Source organism: Acinetobacter sp. YH01025 (genome assembly GCF_013420185.1).
Taxonomy (GTDB): Bacteria; Pseudomonadota; Gammaproteobacteria; order Pseudomonadales; family Moraxellaceae; genus Acinetobacter; species Acinetobacter indicus.
The window spans coordinates 26,950-42,480 of record NZ_VOYR01000013.1 but is presented as its reverse complement, the minus strand read 5'-3'; the positions used below and the strand labels follow the sequence as shown (position 1 = coordinate 42,480).

The 15,531-nt window shown below is 45.3% G+C and carries 14 protein-coding genes; 7 read left to right on the top strand and 7 right to left on the bottom strand.

Features of this window, described 5'->3' with window-relative positions:
• Positions 1 to 55: 55 nt before the first annotated feature.
• Entirely contained in the window at positions 56 to 916 is an 861-nt protein-coding gene (mutM, locus tag FTT89_RS12530; protein ID WP_160241577.1) for a bifunctional DNA-formamidopyrimidine glycosylase/DNA-(apurinic or apyrimidinic site) lyase, read from the top strand.
• Between the two features lie 5 nt (positions 917 to 921).
• The gene (locus FTT89_RS12525; protein WP_005175832.1) at positions 922 to 1,206 is read left to right on the top strand and encodes a peptidylprolyl isomerase; all 285 of its coding nucleotides are present in this window, start codon (positions 922 to 924) and stop codon (positions 1,204 to 1,206) included.
• A 113-nt stretch (positions 1,207 to 1,319) separates the two neighbouring features.
• Here FTT89_RS12525 and mscL read toward each other — a convergent pair whose 3' ends face one another.
• Positions 1,320 to 1,757, bottom strand: coding sequence for a large conductance mechanosensitive channel protein MscL (gene mscL / locus FTT89_RS12520; protein WP_005175830.1), 438 nt, complete (start codon positions 1,755 to 1,757; stop codon positions 1,320 to 1,322).
• Between the two features lie 174 nt (positions 1,758 to 1,931).
• Entirely contained in the window at positions 1,932 to 3,764 is a 1,833-nt protein-coding gene (gene typA / locus FTT89_RS12515; protein ID WP_180006860.1) for a translational GTPase TypA, read from the bottom strand.
• 173 nt (positions 3,765 to 3,937) lie between these two features.
• Here typA and FTT89_RS12510 point away from each other — a divergent pair, with 173 nt between their 5' ends.
• The 3 genes from FTT89_RS12510 to FTT89_RS12500 all read left to right on the top strand — a co-directional run bounded on the left by FTT89_RS12510 (position 3,938) and on the right by FTT89_RS12500 (position 7,871).
• Complete coding sequence (locus tag FTT89_RS12510) at positions 3,938 to 5,308, top strand: uracil-xanthine permease family protein (protein ID WP_016659820.1); 1,371 nt, start codon at positions 3,938 to 3,940, stop codon at positions 5,306 to 5,308.
• 65 nt (positions 5,309 to 5,373) lie between these two features.
• A complete protein-coding gene (locus FTT89_RS12505) occupies positions 5,374 to 6,408 on the top strand; it encodes a class I SAM-dependent methyltransferase (RefSeq protein ID WP_016659819.1) in 1,035 nt (344 codons plus the stop codon).
• Entirely contained in the window at positions 6,408 to 7,871 is a 1,464-nt protein-coding gene (locus FTT89_RS12500; protein ID WP_005175817.1) for an amino acid permease, read from the top strand. Before FTT89_RS12505 ends, FTT89_RS12500 begins: the two co-directional genes overlap by 1 nt.
• 80 nt (positions 7,872 to 7,951) lie before the next feature.
• Here the strand turns inward: FTT89_RS12500 and FTT89_RS12495 are convergent, their stop codons facing one another.
• Positions 7,952 to 8,482: a peptidase C39 gene (locus FTT89_RS12495; RefSeq protein WP_180006861.1), complete on the bottom strand. Its 531-nt coding sequence runs from the start codon at positions 8,480 to 8,482 to the stop codon at positions 7,952 to 7,954.
• 98 nt (positions 8,483 to 8,580) lie between these two features.
• A complete protein-coding gene (gene omp38, locus FTT89_RS12490) occupies positions 8,581 to 9,627 on the bottom strand; it encodes an outer membrane protein Omp38 (RefSeq protein WP_005175810.1) in 1,047 nt (348 codons plus the stop codon).
• A 377-nt stretch (positions 9,628 to 10,004) separates the two neighbouring features.
• Here omp38 and FTT89_RS12485 point away from each other — a divergent pair, with 377 nt between their 5' ends.
• Together FTT89_RS12485 and FTT89_RS12480 are read left to right on the top strand one after the other, a co-directional pair.
• Positions 10,005 to 10,529: a GspH/FimT family protein gene (locus FTT89_RS12485; protein ID WP_016659816.1), complete on the top strand. Its 525-nt coding sequence runs from the start codon at positions 10,005 to 10,007 to the stop codon at positions 10,527 to 10,529.
• 122 nt (positions 10,530 to 10,651) lie between these two features.
• A complete protein-coding gene (locus tag FTT89_RS12480) occupies positions 10,652 to 11,827 on the top strand; it encodes an acetyl-CoA C-acyltransferase (protein WP_104470652.1) in 1,176 nt (391 codons plus the stop codon).
• Positions 11,828 to 12,036: 209 nt separating this feature from the next.
• Here FTT89_RS12480 and FTT89_RS12475 read toward each other — a convergent pair whose 3' ends face one another.
• The 3 genes from FTT89_RS12475 to FTT89_RS12465 all read right to left on the bottom strand — a co-directional run bounded on the left by FTT89_RS12475 (position 12,037) and on the right by FTT89_RS12465 (position 15,386).
• On the bottom strand, positions 12,037 to 13,023 hold the full coding sequence (locus FTT89_RS12475) for a diaminopimelate dehydrogenase (RefSeq protein WP_005175800.1): 987 nt from the start codon (positions 13,021 to 13,023) through the stop codon (positions 12,037 to 12,039).
• Between the two features lie 241 nt (positions 13,024 to 13,264).
• Positions 13,265 to 13,750 (bottom strand): DUF934 domain-containing protein, encoded by a 486-nt coding sequence (locus tag FTT89_RS12470; RefSeq protein WP_075167910.1) that lies wholly within the window; start codon positions 13,748 to 13,750, stop codon positions 13,265 to 13,267.
• Positions 13,743 to 15,386 carry a nitrite/sulfite reductase gene (locus FTT89_RS12465; RefSeq protein WP_016659814.1) on the bottom strand — a complete coding sequence of 548 codons (1,644 nt, stop codon included), beginning with the start codon at positions 15,384 to 15,386 and terminating at the stop codon, positions 13,743 to 13,745. The genes FTT89_RS12470 and FTT89_RS12465 overlap by 8 nt, the downstream gene beginning before the upstream one ends.
• Positions 15,387 to 15,531: the final 145 nt, after the last annotated feature.

Here is a 15,531-nt window from a genome sequence, read left to right as displayed (position 1 = left end):
GTATTTTTCAAGATTCAACCCGATATTAGCTGCATCCTCATGCCGAAGCCTGTCCATGCCTGAATTACCTGAAGTTGAAACCACCAAAACCAGTTTATTGCCGCTGCTAGAACAGCGCGTGCATTCCGTGCAGGTACGCCAGTCCAGCTTACGCTGGCCAATTCCAGACGATCTACAAAAACTGGTCGGGCAAAAACTGCTGAACCTGACCCGTCGCTCCAAATATATTCTGGCCCAGTTTGAACAGGACAGCATGCTGTGGCATCTGGGCATGTCCGGCAGCTTCCGCCTATGTGAACCCGAGGCCGAACTGCGCAAACATGACCATCTGATTATCCAGTTTGATGATATTCAGTTGCGCTACCACGACCCGCGCCGTTTTGGCTGCATTCTCTGGCTAGATGAAAACTCGCAAAGCAAACTGATTGATACGCTCGGGCCTGAACCTTTAAGTGATGCTTTCAATGCTCACTATCTGGCCGATAAACTGAAAAACAAAAATGTCGGCATTAAAATTGCAATCATGGATAACCATGTGGTGGTGGGCGTGGGCAATATTTACGCCACAGAAAGTCTGTTTAATCTGGGCATTCACCCGGCACAACCGGCGTCGAGCTTAAGTCTGGAACAGATTGAGCAGCTGACCCTGGAGATCAAACGGATTTTAAAACAGGCCATTGATTTGGGTGGATCGACCTTACGCGACTATAGCAATGCCATGGGTGAAAATGGCTATTTTCAGCAAACCCTGCTGGCCTATGGTCGTGCCGGTGAAATGTGTGTCAACTGTGAAACCACACTGGAAAACCTCAAGCTTGGTCAGCGCGCCTCAGTGTTTTGCCCGGAGTGCCAACCGCTGAAGAAAGTCAAACTGGCTCGTCCTAAAACCAGCAAGCCAAAACATACAGCGAGGTAATACCCATGAAAACGGCCATCGTCCGTCATATTCTGGTGAAAGATAAAGATACTGCCGAGCAGCTAAAAAAGAAGCTGCAAGCGGGAGCAGACTTTGCCAAAATTGCCAAACAGTATTCCACTTGCAACTCAGCCAAACGTGGCGGTGAACTCGGTGAAGTGAAAAAAGGCCAACTGGTCCCAGTGATTGATAAACTGGTCTTTACGGCTGCTGAACGGGTGTTGCATGGCCCGGTCAAAAGCCAGTTTGGTTTTCATTTGGTGGAAATTAAATTCCGGATGGATTTTTAATCCCTCTAAATCCCCCTTTAGCAAAGAGGGACTTCTCCTCTCTTTATTAAAGGGAGGTTGGGAGGGATTCTATAAAAAAACGGCGCCTTTGCGCCGTTTTCTTTTGCTTTCAATTACGCCTGCGGACGTTTTTTCAATTCGTCACGAATTTCACGCAGTAATTCAATATCTTCTGGAGTTGCTGCCGGTTCTGGCTCTGCTTCCTGCTTACGGCGCATTTTGTTCATCAGTTTCACCAACCAGAACACCACCCAGGCCAATAACAGGAAGTTAATGAAGATGGTCAGGAAATTACCATAATGGAAAATGTTCAGACCGGCTTCCTGGGCAGCAGCCAAGGTTTGGACATTGTTCGGGTTATCACCCAGAATCAGGAATTTATTGGTGAAATCGACATCACCACCTAAAATCCATGAAATCAGCGGCATGATCACATCTTTTACCAGTGAATCAATAATCTTACCGAATGCACCACCAATGATGACACCGACTGCCAGGTCCATCATGTTGCCTTTAATGGCAAACTCTCTAAATTCTTTTAAAATGCTCATATGCGCTCCAGAATATATCTTTATTTATGTGATGAAGTATACATAATTACTAGGATTTGATTTCTGCTTAATGTACGCTTTTTTCAATTATTTCCAAGTAGTTTTAGAACATTTAATACAAAAAAAACCGCCAAGTGGACCTGGCGGTTTCTTTTTTCTTCTTAATTTTAAAAATTAAGATTTGTTACGCTTACGTTCGTTTTCAGTCAGGTAACGCTTACGGATACGGATTGACTTCGGCGTTACTTCAACCAGCTCATCATCTTCAATGAATTCAAGTGCTTGTTCAAGTGTGAATTCAATTGCAGGAACCAGAGTTAACGCATCATCCGTACCAGATGCACGTACGTTGGTTAACTGTTTCGCTTTGGTTGGGTTCACCACCATATCGTCTGAACGAGAGTTAATACCCACGATCATACCTTCGTAAACTTCTAACTGAGGTTTAGCGAATAGACGGCCACGGTCTTGCAAGCTGAACAGTGCATAGCCCAAGCAAGTCCCTTGAACCATAGAAATCAGTACACCGTTTTGACGTTTTGCTACAGAACCCTGTTTCATTGGACCGTAGTGCGAGAAGCTAGAGGTCATGATACCGGTACCAGACGTCATGGTCATGAATTCAGAACGGAAACCAATCAGGCCACGTGAAGGAACAGTTGCTTCAATACGGATACGGCCTTTACCGTCCACTTCCATATTGGTCATCTCACCTTTACGGTTACCCATTTGTTCCATCACAGCGCCTTGGTGCTGTTCTTCAACGTCAAACGTTACGTTTTCGTACGGTTCTTGCATTTCGCCGTCAATCTCTTTCAAGATCACTTGCGGACGAGATACACCCATCTCGAAACCTTCACGACGCATGTTTTCAATCAGAACTGAAAGATGAAGTTCACCACGGCCAGACACTTTGAAACGGTCAGGACTGTCAGTATCTTCAACGCGCAGTGCAACGTTGTGAATCAATTCGCGGTCTAGACGTTCACGGATGTTACGTGAGGTCACGAACTTACCTTCTTTACCCGCGAACGGCGAGTTGTTGACCTGGAATGTCATAGACACGGTTGGTTCGTCTACAGAAAGCGGTGGTAATGCTTCAACATTTTTCGGATCACAGATAGTGTCAGAAATATGCAGCTCGTCCATACCGGTTACACATACGATGTCACCCGCAGATGCAGAATCTACATCAATACGCTCTAAACCGTGGTAACCCATGATTTTTAAGATACGGCCGTTACGTGTTTTACCGTCTTTGTCGATGACAGTTACAGGTGTGTTCAGTTTTACAGAACCACGCTGGATACGACCAACACCGATTACACCCACGAAGCTGTTATAGTCCAGTGAAGACACTTGCATCTGGAATGGACCATCAACGTCAACTGCTGGTGGTTCAACGATGTCTACGATGGTTTCAAACAACGGTGTCATATCTTCAGCCAGTTCTTCTGGAGATGGACCAGCCACACCACGTAAACCAGACGCATATACCACCGGGAAGTCTAGCTGCTCGTCAGTACCACCCAGGTTGTCGAACAAATCGAATACCTGGTCAATCACCCAGTCAGGACGCGCGTTTGGCTTGTCGACCTTGTTGATGATCACGATTGGCTTCAAACCACGTGCGAACGCTTTTTGTGTTACGAAACGGGTTTGTGGCATTGGACCTTCTTGTGAGTCAACCAGAAGAAGTACGCAATCCACCATCGACATGACACGTTCAACTTCACCACCGAAGTCGGCGTGTCCCGGGGTATCCACGATGTTGATACGGTATTCAGTATAGGTACGTTTATCTAACCATTTGATTGCAGTGTTTTTTGCAAGAATGGTAATACCACGTTCACTTTCAATAGCGCCTGAATCCATGACACGCTCAATCTCGCCCGCTCGTTCACCGAGAGCACCTGATTGTTGTAAAAGTTTATCTACAAGAGTGGTTTTACCGTGGTCAACGTGCGCGATAATCGCGATGTTGCGGAGAGTTTTAATATCTGACATGTAAATTCGATACGCTTTAAATTTGAGGGCAAATTATACAGAAAAATACTCTCATTTAGTAGTGACACTTTATTGACAATCGAACTTTTTTCGACAGAAGCGACGATTTAAAGTTTGTAAAGACGTGTAACTCGATTAGAATACCGCCACCTAGCCTAATTTGCTTTTGACTTATGTCTGAATTTAATTCATCTCCTGATCAAAAACCGCAACTGGATTTGGTCTATGGTCTGAATGACCGTCCTAAACCGTTTATTGCTTTTCTTGCTGCCTTCCAACACTTATTGGCCATTATTGTCCCGATTGTGACACCAGGTCTGTTGATCTGTCTGGCCTTGGGTGTTTCCAAAGAAGACACCAACATGATTTTATCGATGTCTTTGGTGATTTCGGGGATTGCAACCTTCCTGCAAGCTAAAAAAGTAGGTCCTTTTGGTGCCGGACTGTTAATTGTTCAGGGCACCAGCTTTAACTTTATTGGCCCAATCATCGGGATTGGTTCTGCAATGGTCGCAGCAGGTACACCAGTTGAGTCGGTTATGGCTGCTATTTTTGGTGTGGTGATTGCCGGTTCATTTATCGAGATGGGTGTTTCACAAATTCTGCCATGGGTTAAAAAACTGATTACCCCGCTGGTGACCGGGATTGTGGTCCTGCTGATTGGTTTAACCTTAATTAAAGAAGGTTTAATCAGTATGGGCGGTGGCTATCAGGCCATGTCGGACAAGACTTTCGCCAATGCCGATAACCTGATCATGTCTTGTACCGTTTTAGCGTTAATCATTATCCTGAACCGGATTAATGTGACCTGGATTAAAAGCTCCGCCATCCTGATTGCCCTGATCGTGGGTTATATTGTGGCTGGTTTTATGGGTCATCTGGACTTCTCTGGTCTGCAGGAAGCGCCACTGGTACAAGTGCCAACTCCAATGCACTTTGGTCTGGAATTCTCCTGGAGCCTGTTCATTCCAATGGCCTTTATTTACCTGGTCACGTCTTTAGAAGCGATTGGTGACATCACTGCAACCTCAAAACTGTCGAACCAGCCCGTGGATGGTCCAAAATGGATGGAGCGTATTAAAGGTGGTGTGCTGGTCAATGGTGCCAACTCATTCCTGGCCGGTATCTTCAACACCTTCCCAAGTTCGGTATTTGCACAAAACAACGGTGTGATTCAGTTAACCGGTGTGGCTAGCCGTTATGTCGGAATCTGGATTGCCGCGATGCTGGTGATTTTAGGTTTATTACCGGCTGTTGCGGGCGTGATTCAGGCTGTGCCTCAAGCCGTTCTGGGTGGTGCAGTGATGGTTATGTTTGGTGCGGTAGCCGCATCGGGAATTAACATTTTATCGGGTATTCATCTGGACCGTCGTGCCCTGCTGATCATTGCCATTTCTCTGGCACTGGGTTTAGGGGTTGCACAAGTGCCACAAATTCTGGAACATCTGCCAGAATTATTCCGTAATATCTTTAGCTCAGGTGTTGCGACCGGCGGTATTGCAGCGCTGATTCTGAATATTGTATTACCTGAAACCAAGAAGTAATTTCATGTCCAGAAAACACTGTCTGAGCCGGACTTGGACAGTGTTTTTCTATTGGAGAGCGACTCATGGATGCTAAAAGCGAAGTGCTATTACGACAATATGATTATTTATCAGGTCGTGTGTTACTGATCAATGCGCCTACAGACCAGCTGTTCGCTGAATTCGGTGAATCGGTCCAGCCTTTTTTCTGGACATGGAATTTTAACGATTACCACTATTTTCAGAACCAGACTGCCCCCGTTCATTTTGGTGCCGACTTTCCAGAAGGCGAATTTGATCAGGCGGTTATTTTTGTGCCGAAATCCAAAGAACTGCTGAATTATGTGCTGCACAATGTTGCCGCCCATCTGCAAACCGGCAGCAGTGTTTTTCTGGTCGGTGAGAAAAAAGGCGGCGTCGAACGTGCGGCCAAACAGCTACAGCCTTATGGTAAAGCCTTAAAACTCGACAGTGCCCGTCATTGCCAACTCTGGCAATTAACACTAGACTGCAGCGTCGAGAAAAAAGCACTGGCCGACTGGGCGCAGCGTTATACTGTAGCGACGCCGAAAGGCGATCTACAGATTTGTGCCCTGCCAGGTGTGTTCAGCCAGAACCGGCTTGATATCGGTACAGCGGTCTTCCTACCTTATTTAAGCCAAGTGCCATCGGGTAAAATTGCCGATTTTGGTTGTGGCGCCGGCATTATCAGTGCCTATCTGGCCAAGCTGAATCCAGATAACCGTATCTTCGCGCTGGATGTAGATGCTTTTGCACTTGCTTCAACCCAAATGACTTTTGAGCACAACCAGCTCAATCCGCAGCAGCTTGAGATTAAAGCCGTCAGTGGCATTGAAGATGCACCGCTGTTTTTGCATGCCATTGTCAGCAATCCGCCTTTTCATCAGGGGATTCAGACCGACTATGATGCCAGCGAAAAACTGTGTAAAACTGCGCGCCGCCACCTGAAATCGGGTGGTGAACTGTGGATTGTGGCCAACCGCTTTTTAAATTATCCCCTGTTGATTGAACAGAGTTTTGGCCAGTGTACGGTCAAGGCAGATCAACAAGGTTTTAAAGTGCTGTTCGCGAGCACTCAAAAAAATGTTAAGGAAGTATGATGAGCGAAACTCAACACAGCCGACAGCTGCAGCGTAAGCTCGGTGCTCGCCACTTAAATATGATCGCCATTGGCGGATCGATCGGGACCGGTTTATTCCTGGCCTCCGGTGCGACCATTGCCAATGCCGGTCCGGGTGGTGCATTACTGGCCTATGCCCTGATTGGCGTCATGATCTATTTCTTGATGACCAGCTTGGGCGAATTGGCGACCCACAATCCGACCTCAGGTGCATTCTTTACCTATGGCAGCAAATATGTTGAAGGTGGTTTTGGTTTCGCGCTAGGCTGGAACTACTGGTATAACTGGGCCATTACCGTGGCATTTGAACTGGTTGCGGTACAGTTCATCATGAAGTTCTGGTTCCCGGATATTCCCGGTTTCTACTGGAGTGCCCTGTTCCTGACCGTGGTGTTTGCGATTAATGCCCTGACAGTCAAAGGCTTTGGTGAGTCCGAGTTCTTCTTCTCTTTAGTCAAAGTGCTTGCGATTATCATCTTTATTATTATTGGTCTGGTCATGATCGCCAAGATCATGATGACCCCGGATGTTGCAACTTTTGGTAACTGGAGCCAAGGTGAAGCACCTTTTGTCGGTGGTTTATCAGCCCTGATTGGTGTGGCGATGATTGCCGGTTTCTCCTTCCAGGGCACAGAAATGGTCGGCGTGGCTGCAGGTGAATCCAAAGATCCACAGAAAACTATTCCGATTGCAATCAAACAGATTTTCTGGCGTATCCTGTTGTTCTATATCGTGTGTATTTTCATTATCGGCACCCTGATTGCTTATGATGATCCACGATTACTCCAGGCCGCTGCAACAGATGATGTGGCACTGTCACCGTTTACCTTACTGTATGAACAGGCCGGTTTTGCCTTTGCAGCCAGCGTCATGAATGCAGTCATTCTAACGGCGATCCTGTCTGCGGGTAACTCAGGCATGTATTCATCTACGCGTATGCTGTTTGATATGGCACGTAAAGGCAGTGCACCAAAAGCCTTTGCCCGCCTTGATCCACGTGGCGTACCGATGAATGCGCTGTATGCCACTACAGCCATTGCTGCATTATGTTTCTTGACCACCTTTATTGGTGAAGAACAGGTCTTTAACTGGCTACTAAATATGTCAGGCATGTGTGGCTTTATTGTCTGGCTGGGTATTGCGGTTTCTCATTATCGTTTCCGCAAAGGCTATCTTGCTCAGGGCTATAAACTTGAAGATCTGGCGTATCGTGCCAAGTTCTTCCCGTTCGCACCATGGTTTGCCTTCACTTTATGTGCGATTGTGGTCTTGGGCCAGAACTATCAGGCGGTACTTGATGGTGAGTGGCTGGCTGTGCTTTCCACCTATATCGGGATTTTATTGTTCCTGGCCATCTGGTTAGGCTATAAATGGAAATACAAAACCAAGCTGATTCCTTATCAGCAGATGGATGTCCAGCCGATGAAGATCGACCGTGAATAATTGATTCAGCTTTCTTTAAAAGCACTCAACAAAAAAGCAGTCCAAGTGACTGCTTTTTTTATGATCTCGATAAATGTGGCTTAGCTATAACGCATCACAAAATTTCGGTCATCAATCACAATGGCCTGACGGCAAATGCCCTCTACCTGACGCTGCTGCTCGAAAACCTGTGCTGGCATTGCATCAAAGCTGTCAAAGAAACAGACCTCTTCTGCATCCATCGAATAGATTAAGGAATGATTCCCCACGCCTTCTAGTGTGTCATAGAACACTATCACAAAGCGGCCCTGCTCAACACATGTCTGCAAAGCGCTATAGCTGAGTGCCGGCTGTAGCGGAATCTGTAATTGCTGCGCTTCCTGATAACACAGCACTTCCGTCGGGTGCTGGTGCGGATCAGGATCGGTATGAAAGCTCACCTCAAGCCCCAGCTTTTTCAACCCCACTGCTAGCGCAATTCCGAAAGTGCCATCTTCATTATTATGCCGGCACAGCTGGACCAGATCGGCAATTTCCAGATCAATCCCATAGTGCTGAAAAATCTTCCAAATAGCAAAAATACCACCATTGGCTTCAAGTTGAAGGAGTTGATCCGGAATTTCTGTGCTCATAATCCATCTTACCCAGACTGCGGGATTTTTAAGGCAATAAAATTCCATTATAAAAAAAAACGACTCCGAAGAGTCGTTTTTTCTAAGGTCTACTCAAATTATTGAGCAGCTGCTTCTGGTTGTACAGTAACTGTACGGCTACCAGTGATTGTCGCGAATACACGACGGTTCATAGCACGACCTTCTTTGGTGTTGTTGTCAGCAATCGGTTGATCCCAAGCGAAACCTTGAGTTGACAGACGAGCTGGGTCAACGTTGTATTCGTTTACAAGTGAAGATTTCACAGAGTTCGCACGAGCTAAAGATAAACGTTCGTTCAGTGCACGTGGACCTGTGTTGTCTGTGTGACCTTCGATACGCGCTGTTGCGTTTGGATACTCAACCAGTTTTTCAGCAACTTTAGCGATTTCTGGCTTGTATTGATCTTTGATGTTTGATTTGTTGGTATCAAAGAATACGCGAAGTTCCATGTTCAGGTCTTCAGTCAACTCTTGTGGAGCTGGTTGAACTGGAGCAACTGGCTCAACTGGAGCAACTTCTACCACTGGAGCAGCTGGTTTTAAACGGCCGCCAAGAACAACGTTCAGACCCGCTAAAGCAGTGTAGTTCCAGAAGTCTTCATCGATGTTATAAGTAGCACGTGCTTCAGTACGCAGCGCTAATGCATCGTTTAAGTGCCAGAATGCACCTAGACCCGCATTACCTAAAGTACCTTCTTCTTTAAGACCACGACCTTCACGACCTAAATCGTTGTCAAACTCGTATTTGTAGTGACCAGCACCTAACAATACATATGGCTTAACTTTGCTGTCATAGTTTTTAGTGATCAAATCAGAAGTCGCATAGAAGTTACCATTGATTTGAGTTTGCTTATATTCAGCGCCAGCTTGTTCAGCCATATCACCTTTCACTTGGTTATATTCAGCTTCAAAACCTAACCAAGGAGTCAGTTCAACACCCAATGCAGCACCAACAAATAAATCATCTTCCATTTCAGCAGATGAAGTTAGGTGTTCAGAACCATTGTTGTGTTTAGTGTCTTGGAAAGTGTAACCAAGCATTAATGGAGTAACAGTTACGCCTGCGTTTGCAGCTGCTAAAGGCGCAGCTACGAGCATTGCCAATGCAATACGACTCATTTTCATGGATTTATCCTCCAGAGATAACAAATTGTTGTTCAAGCTCAAGCCTAAAGTTTTGGCTATCCTGAGATAGGCTTTTTTTACCCCAGTTTTCTTTTTAAGCTAGTCACTTTGAATCATACAAACACTTTATTCTTTTTCCAAGTGCTTGATAATTTTAATCAAGTAAATTATTGACAAAATTACTTACAATTTCCGTTGTAATTCGGTAAATTTTTACTCAATTTTTTGTTGTGGATAGCTTATTGTCACTTCCACTTTATTTTAGCAGCTTTATAGAAAGATGCGTAAAAATAATGACAACCTAGAAAAATATTACAAAACAATATTTTGTATTACAGAAACATAATAAAAATATAAAAATTATAGGTCTACTTAGTATGTACCCGATCAAATCTCACACTTCAGGCTTTAGTCTGTTTGAACTCATTGTAGTGATGGCAATTATTGGCATCATCAGTGCGATTGCTTTGCCCCATTTTCAGCAATATCTGGCCCAGCAAGAAGCCAAGCGTATCCGTTATTTACTGCAATATAGTATTAACCTGGCCAAATCCCAAGCGCTCACCTATCGCGCCAATATTGTAATTTGCCCCAGTGCCGATCTGCAGCAATGTCAGAATAATCAATGGAACAGCGGTTTTATTATTTTTATCGATCATAACCGCAACCGAAGCCTCGATTCAGGTGAATCTATTGTCTTAACTGAAAAGACCCGCCTGAAATACGGTAACCTGGAATGGAAAGGCGCCCTGTCTCTGCCCAGTCTCAGATTTAACGCCCAGCAGGGTTTACCTTTAGGCTCTAATGGCAGTTTTTATTATTGTTCAGGTTTTACCCCCAATCAGCGTATTTTCCTCAGTAATCGTGGTTTTCTACGCATAGAATTTCCCAATAGCTGCTAAAACTTATGCGTCTAAAGATGTATGAAAATTACGCTTTATTCTGTGGATTTTTCCCCTATACTGCTAGGGCTTAAGCTCAAAATAAATATTGAATTGATTAGAAACAGATTGGAGATACAACGATGACGGATATCGTAATTGTTAATGGTGCACGGACAGCAATGGGTGGTTTTCAGGGTAGTCTTGCCAGTTTAACCGCACCCGACTTAGGTGCAGCCACCATTCAAGCCGCTATTTCTCGTGCTGGCTTACAACCGACCGATATCGAAGAAGTCATTATGGGCTGTGTTTTACCGGCCGGCTTAAAACAGGGTCCTGCACGTCAAGCCATGCGTAAGGCAGGCTTACCGGATTCAACCGGTGCTGTAACCATTAACAAACTGTGTGGTTCAGGCATGAAAGCGGTCATGCAAGCCGCAGATATGATTAAAGCCGGTTCAGCAACTTACGTGGTTGCAGGTGGTATGGAATCAATGACCAATGCGCCGTATATCCTGCCAAAAGCACGCGGCGGTTTCCGTATGGGCCATGGTGAAGTCAAAGACCATATGTTCCTAGATGGCCTTGAAGATGCAGAAACCGGCCGTTTAATGGGTTCTTTTGCACAGGACATGGCCAATACCAAAGGTTATACCCGCGAACAAATGGATGACTTTGCTATTCGTTCATTAAAACGTGCACAAACTGCAGTGAATGAAGGTTATTTTACCGATGAAATCGTGCCTGTAACGGTGTCTACCCGTAAAGGCGATGTCGTGGTCGATAAAGATGAACAACCATTCAACGCCAATATTGAAAAAATTCCAACACTACGCCCAGCGTTTGCTAAAGATGGCACCATTACTGCGGCCAATGCCAGCTCTATTTCGGATGGTGCATCTGCACTTGTATTAACCTCAGCAGACAACGCTGCAGCAAAAGGTTTACAACCGCTAGCCAAGCTGATTGCCTATGCTTCGAATTCACAGCATCCATCTGAATTTACCATTGCGCCAGTCGGTGCAATTCAAAAAGTTCTGGATAAAACCGGCTGGACGGTTGCAGATGTGGATCTGTGGGAAATCAATGAAGCTTTTGCCATGGTGACCATGTGTCCAATGGACGAGTTCAAACTGGACCCAGAAAAAGTCAACATCAATGGCGGTGCCTGTGCACTTGGTCACCCAGTTGGTTCGACCGGTTCACGTATTATTTTAACCCTGATTCATGCCCTGAAACGTACCGGTGGCAAGCGTGGTATCGCCGCCCTATGTATCGGTGGCGGTGAAGCAACTGCTGTGGCGATTGAGTTGCTTTAATTGAAAGTCTCCCTTTCTTAAAGGGGAGACTTAGAGGGATTCAATCAATCATTCCCAATCCTCTCCTACAAGGAGAGGGCCAGGGAGAGATCTACCCTCTCTCTAACTCTCTCCCAAAGGGAGAGAGAACTACTAGGAAGGAAAATAAAAAGCCTCCACTTGGAGGCTTTTTATCATCACAATTAAAGTAACCGTTTAAATTTTAATACTTAAAGAATTTCTTTACGCAGTTGTTCCGGTGACTTCATCGACAATAAACCTGGTGCAACATCAAATGCGGTTTTCGCACCGTACTGACCCATCTGGTTCATGCGGTAACACGCACGTGCATAAGCCACCAATACGCTTGCCGTAAACTCAGGATTACTCTCCAGTTTCAAAGAGAATTCCATGACTTGATTATGGGCATCGCTGGTATTGCCACTACGAATCACGAATCCACCATGTGGCATACGATTGTGTTCATTACGAAGAGTTTCTTCATCAATGAAGTTTACCGTTGTATTGTAGTCCGCAAAATAATCCGGCATGGTCACAATGGCCTGTTCAACCTTGGCTGCGTCTGCACCCCCTTCAAGTACCACATAGCACTCACGCGTATGCTTATCTCGGGTGCTTAACTCTGGACGTGAACCACTACGCACCTTGTCCATCGCATCGGTGGAGGGAATGGTATATTGCACACCCGCTTTCACACCCTCAACACGACGAATCGCATCTGAGTGACCTTGACTCAAACCTTTACCCCAGAAGGTATAGGTTTCACCGTCTGGAAGTAATGCTTCACCGAACAAACGATTGATAGAGAACATACCCGGGTCCCAGCCAATCGAAATCATGGCTGTTTTCTTGTTCGCAAGTGCTGGCGCATTTACAGCATCAAAGAACTCTGGAATACGTGCGTGTGTATCAAAGCTGTCGACAGTATTAAATTTACTTGCTAATTCAGGGGTCTGTTTAGGCAAATCATCTTTCGATCCACCACATAAAATCAGTACATCAATCTGATTCTGGAAGTCAACCAATGCATCCATATGAAAAACTTTGGTTTCAGTAAAGCAGGGTGAAACAGTTTCAGGCGCACGGCGAGTAAAAATACCCACAAGCTGTAAATCCGGATTCTTTTGAATGGCAGTTTCCACACCACGTCCTAAATTGCCATAACCAGCAATACCAATACGAATAGAATGTTGCATACAGACAAGTCACTTCAAGCTAATAGTTAAACTTTTCCAAATCAGATTCAAAAAACGAAGATGATTGGGTGCTTCTTCTGTAGATTCAAGCCATGATTCAGCCTGCTCACAGAATGCACCATATTGTGCCACAATGTTGTATTTGCACCAAATTAAAGCAAAGTCAGTGACGATGCTGATCTAAAGCTATCGCACAAAAACAAAAAAACCTCCGTCAGGAGGTTTTTCGCAACGGGTGAAATTAAGCACCCGTTTGATAACGTGCCTGAGCCACGGCCGTCGAAGCCTGATAAGGATGGGTAAAATCACCCAGACCGGCTGCTGCTTCAGTAATATCTTTACCTTCTTTAATCACGAAGGTATCGAAACCGGAACGCTTCATATAGTTCAGTACATCTTTAAATACATCACCTGTGGCACGGAGTTCGCCTTCAAAACCCTGACGGCGAAGCAGTGCAGCAAATGAATAACCACGACCATCATTAAAGCCAGCAAACTCAATAAAGATGGCATCGAGCTGATCTAACGGAAACTCATTGGTTTCAGGCGAAGCATCTACGGTTAAGTACAATGCTTTTTTACCTGAAACATTAGCAAGTTGATCGAGCTGCTCAACCGTTAAAACCACATCACCTTGTGGTAACACGCCATCTTCACCAATAATTTGGTAAGTATTGTCTGCAATCGTGCCATCTTTAGAGAGCACTTGTAGTGCGGTATTAAGCATATGCACGCTCCTTAAATGGTTGAATGCCAACACGGCGATAGGTATCAATAAACTCTTCACCTTCCTGGCGCAGGTCAAGATAAGTATTTAAAATTTCTTCCACCACATCTGGCACTTTTTCCGCAGCAAATGATGGCCCTAAGATGTCACCGATTGAGGCATCATGATCAGCATTACCACCCAGGGTAATCTGGTAGAATTCCGCGCCTTTTTTATCAACACCTAAAATCCCGATGTTGCCGACATGGTGATGACCACAGGCATTCATACAACCGGAGATGTTCAGATCCAGTTTACCCAGGTTGTAAATGGTATCAAGGTCATCAAAACGGCGTGAAATCGCTTCAGAAATTGGAATTGATTTGGCATTGGCCAGCGAGCAGAAATCACCGCCTGGGCAGCAGATAATATCAGTCAAGAAACCAATGTGCGCACGCGCCAGATTGTGTTGATCCAGGGTTTGCCATAAGGCAAACAGGTCTTTTTGTGGTACATCTACCAGCGCAATATTCTGCTCGTGTGTAGTACGTAATTCACCGAAAGTGTACTGATCAGCCAGGTCAGCGATCAGGTTCATTTCTTCCGTGGTGACATCACCCGGGGCAATACCGGCACGTTTCAGTGAAATGGTGACAATACGGTAGCCTTTCACTTTGTGTGCATTGGTATTGATGTTAAACCATTGCTTGAACTTCGGATATTGTGCAAACAGCGCGGTGAAGTCCTCATCTGCATAGTCCTGATAATCGAATGGCGTAAAGTTCTCATCCATTTTTTTCAGGGTGTCTGCATCGACTTTTAAGGTTTTCACCGTATGTGCAAATTCAGCTTCAACTTTCTCGGCAAATACTTCTGGCGTGAGTGCTTTTACCAGAATCTTGATACGTGCTTTATATTTGTTATCACGACGGCCGTGCAGGTTATAGACACGCAGCACTGCTTCCAAGTAAGCAATTAAGTCTTCACGTGGCAGCCATTCTTTAATCACTGCACCGATGATTGGGGTACGACCCAAACCACCGCCAACCATGATTTTATAGCCCATTTCGCCGGCTGCATTGCGTACAATATACACACCAATATCATGGAAAGCAGTTGCCGCACGGTCAATTTCTTCAAGTGCAGATACCGCAATCTTGAATTTACGTGGCAAGAAGGCAAATTCTGGATGGAAAGTCGACCATTGACGGATCAGCTCACAGGTCGGACGCGGATCGGCAATTTCACCAGCGACCACACCGGCATACTGGTCCGTGGTGGTATTCCGGATACAGTTACCTGAGGTTTGAATCGCGTGCATCTGAACTGTGGCCAGTTCAGCCAGCATATCTGGCACGTTTTCTAGTGCAGGCCAGTTAAACTGAATATTTTGACGTGTTGAAACGTGGGCATAACCACGGTCATAGGCCTTGGCCAAGGCAGCGACTTTACGCAGCTGGGTCGAGCTCATTAAACCATAAGGCACGGCAATACGTAACATTGGCGCATAGCGCTGTACATATAAACCATTTTGGAGACGAAGTGGACGATATTCATCTTCTGTCAATTTGCCCGCTAAATAACGTTCCGTCTGGTCACGGAACTGCGCAACACGTTCATTAATCAGTTGCTGATCGAAATCAGTATATAAATACATGGCGTACAGCTAGTAGTTTCATTATAACGACCGACAGGATAGCGACATTTTATCTATCAACAAAATGCGTTTTTTACATATTTCATAGCGATTTTATTGATAAGTCAGCTGGACTTGCGCTGTAAGCAAGCCTTTGCAGCCATTC

Excerpts from the sequence above, each read along its gene's own strand:
- FTT89_RS12470 (WP_075167910.1), bottom strand. The coding sequence starts at position 13,750 with ATGCTTAATACCGCACTACAAGTGCTCTCTAAAGATGGCACGATTGCA.
- FTT89_RS12525 (WP_005175832.1), top strand. The coding sequence starts at position 922 with ATGAAAACGGCCATCGTCCGTCATATTCTGGTGAAAGATAAAGATACT.
- FTT89_RS12485 (WP_016659816.1), top strand. The coding sequence starts at position 10,005 with ATGTACCCGATCAAATCTCACACTTCAGGCTTTAGTCTGTTTGAACTC.
- typA (WP_180006860.1), bottom strand. The coding sequence starts at position 3,764 with ATGTCAGATATTAAAACTCTCCGCAACATCGCGATTATCGCGCACGTT.
- FTT89_RS12480 (WP_104470652.1), top strand. The coding sequence starts at position 10,652 with ATGACGGATATCGTAATTGTTAATGGTGCACGGACAGCAATGGGTGGT.
- mutM (WP_160241577.1), top strand. The coding sequence starts at position 56 with ATGCCTGAATTACCTGAAGTTGAAACCACCAAAACCAGTTTATTGCCG.
- FTT89_RS12510 (WP_016659820.1), top strand. The coding sequence starts at position 3,938 with ATGTCTGAATTTAATTCATCTCCTGATCAAAAACCGCAACTGGATTTG.
- FTT89_RS12495 (WP_180006861.1), bottom strand. The coding sequence starts at position 8,482 with ATGAGCACAGAAATTCCGGATCAACTCCTTCAACTTGAAGCCAATGGT.
- FTT89_RS12505 (WP_016659819.1), top strand. The coding sequence starts at position 5,374 with ATGGATGCTAAAAGCGAAGTGCTATTACGACAATATGATTATTTATCA.
- FTT89_RS12465 (WP_016659814.1), bottom strand. The coding sequence starts at position 15,386 with ATGTATTTATATACTGATTTCGATCAGCAACTGATTAATGAACGTGTT.
- FTT89_RS12500 (WP_005175817.1), top strand. The coding sequence starts at position 6,408 with ATGAGCGAAACTCAACACAGCCGACAGCTGCAGCGTAAGCTCGGTGCT.
- omp38 (WP_005175810.1), bottom strand. The coding sequence starts at position 9,627 with ATGAAAATGAGTCGTATTGCATTGGCAATGCTCGTAGCTGCGCCTTTA.
- mscL (WP_005175830.1), bottom strand. The coding sequence starts at position 1,757 with ATGAGCATTTTAAAAGAATTTAGAGAGTTTGCCATTAAAGGCAACATG.
- FTT89_RS12475 (WP_005175800.1), bottom strand. The coding sequence starts at position 13,023 with ATGCAACATTCTATTCGTATTGGTATTGCTGGTTATGGCAATTTAGGA.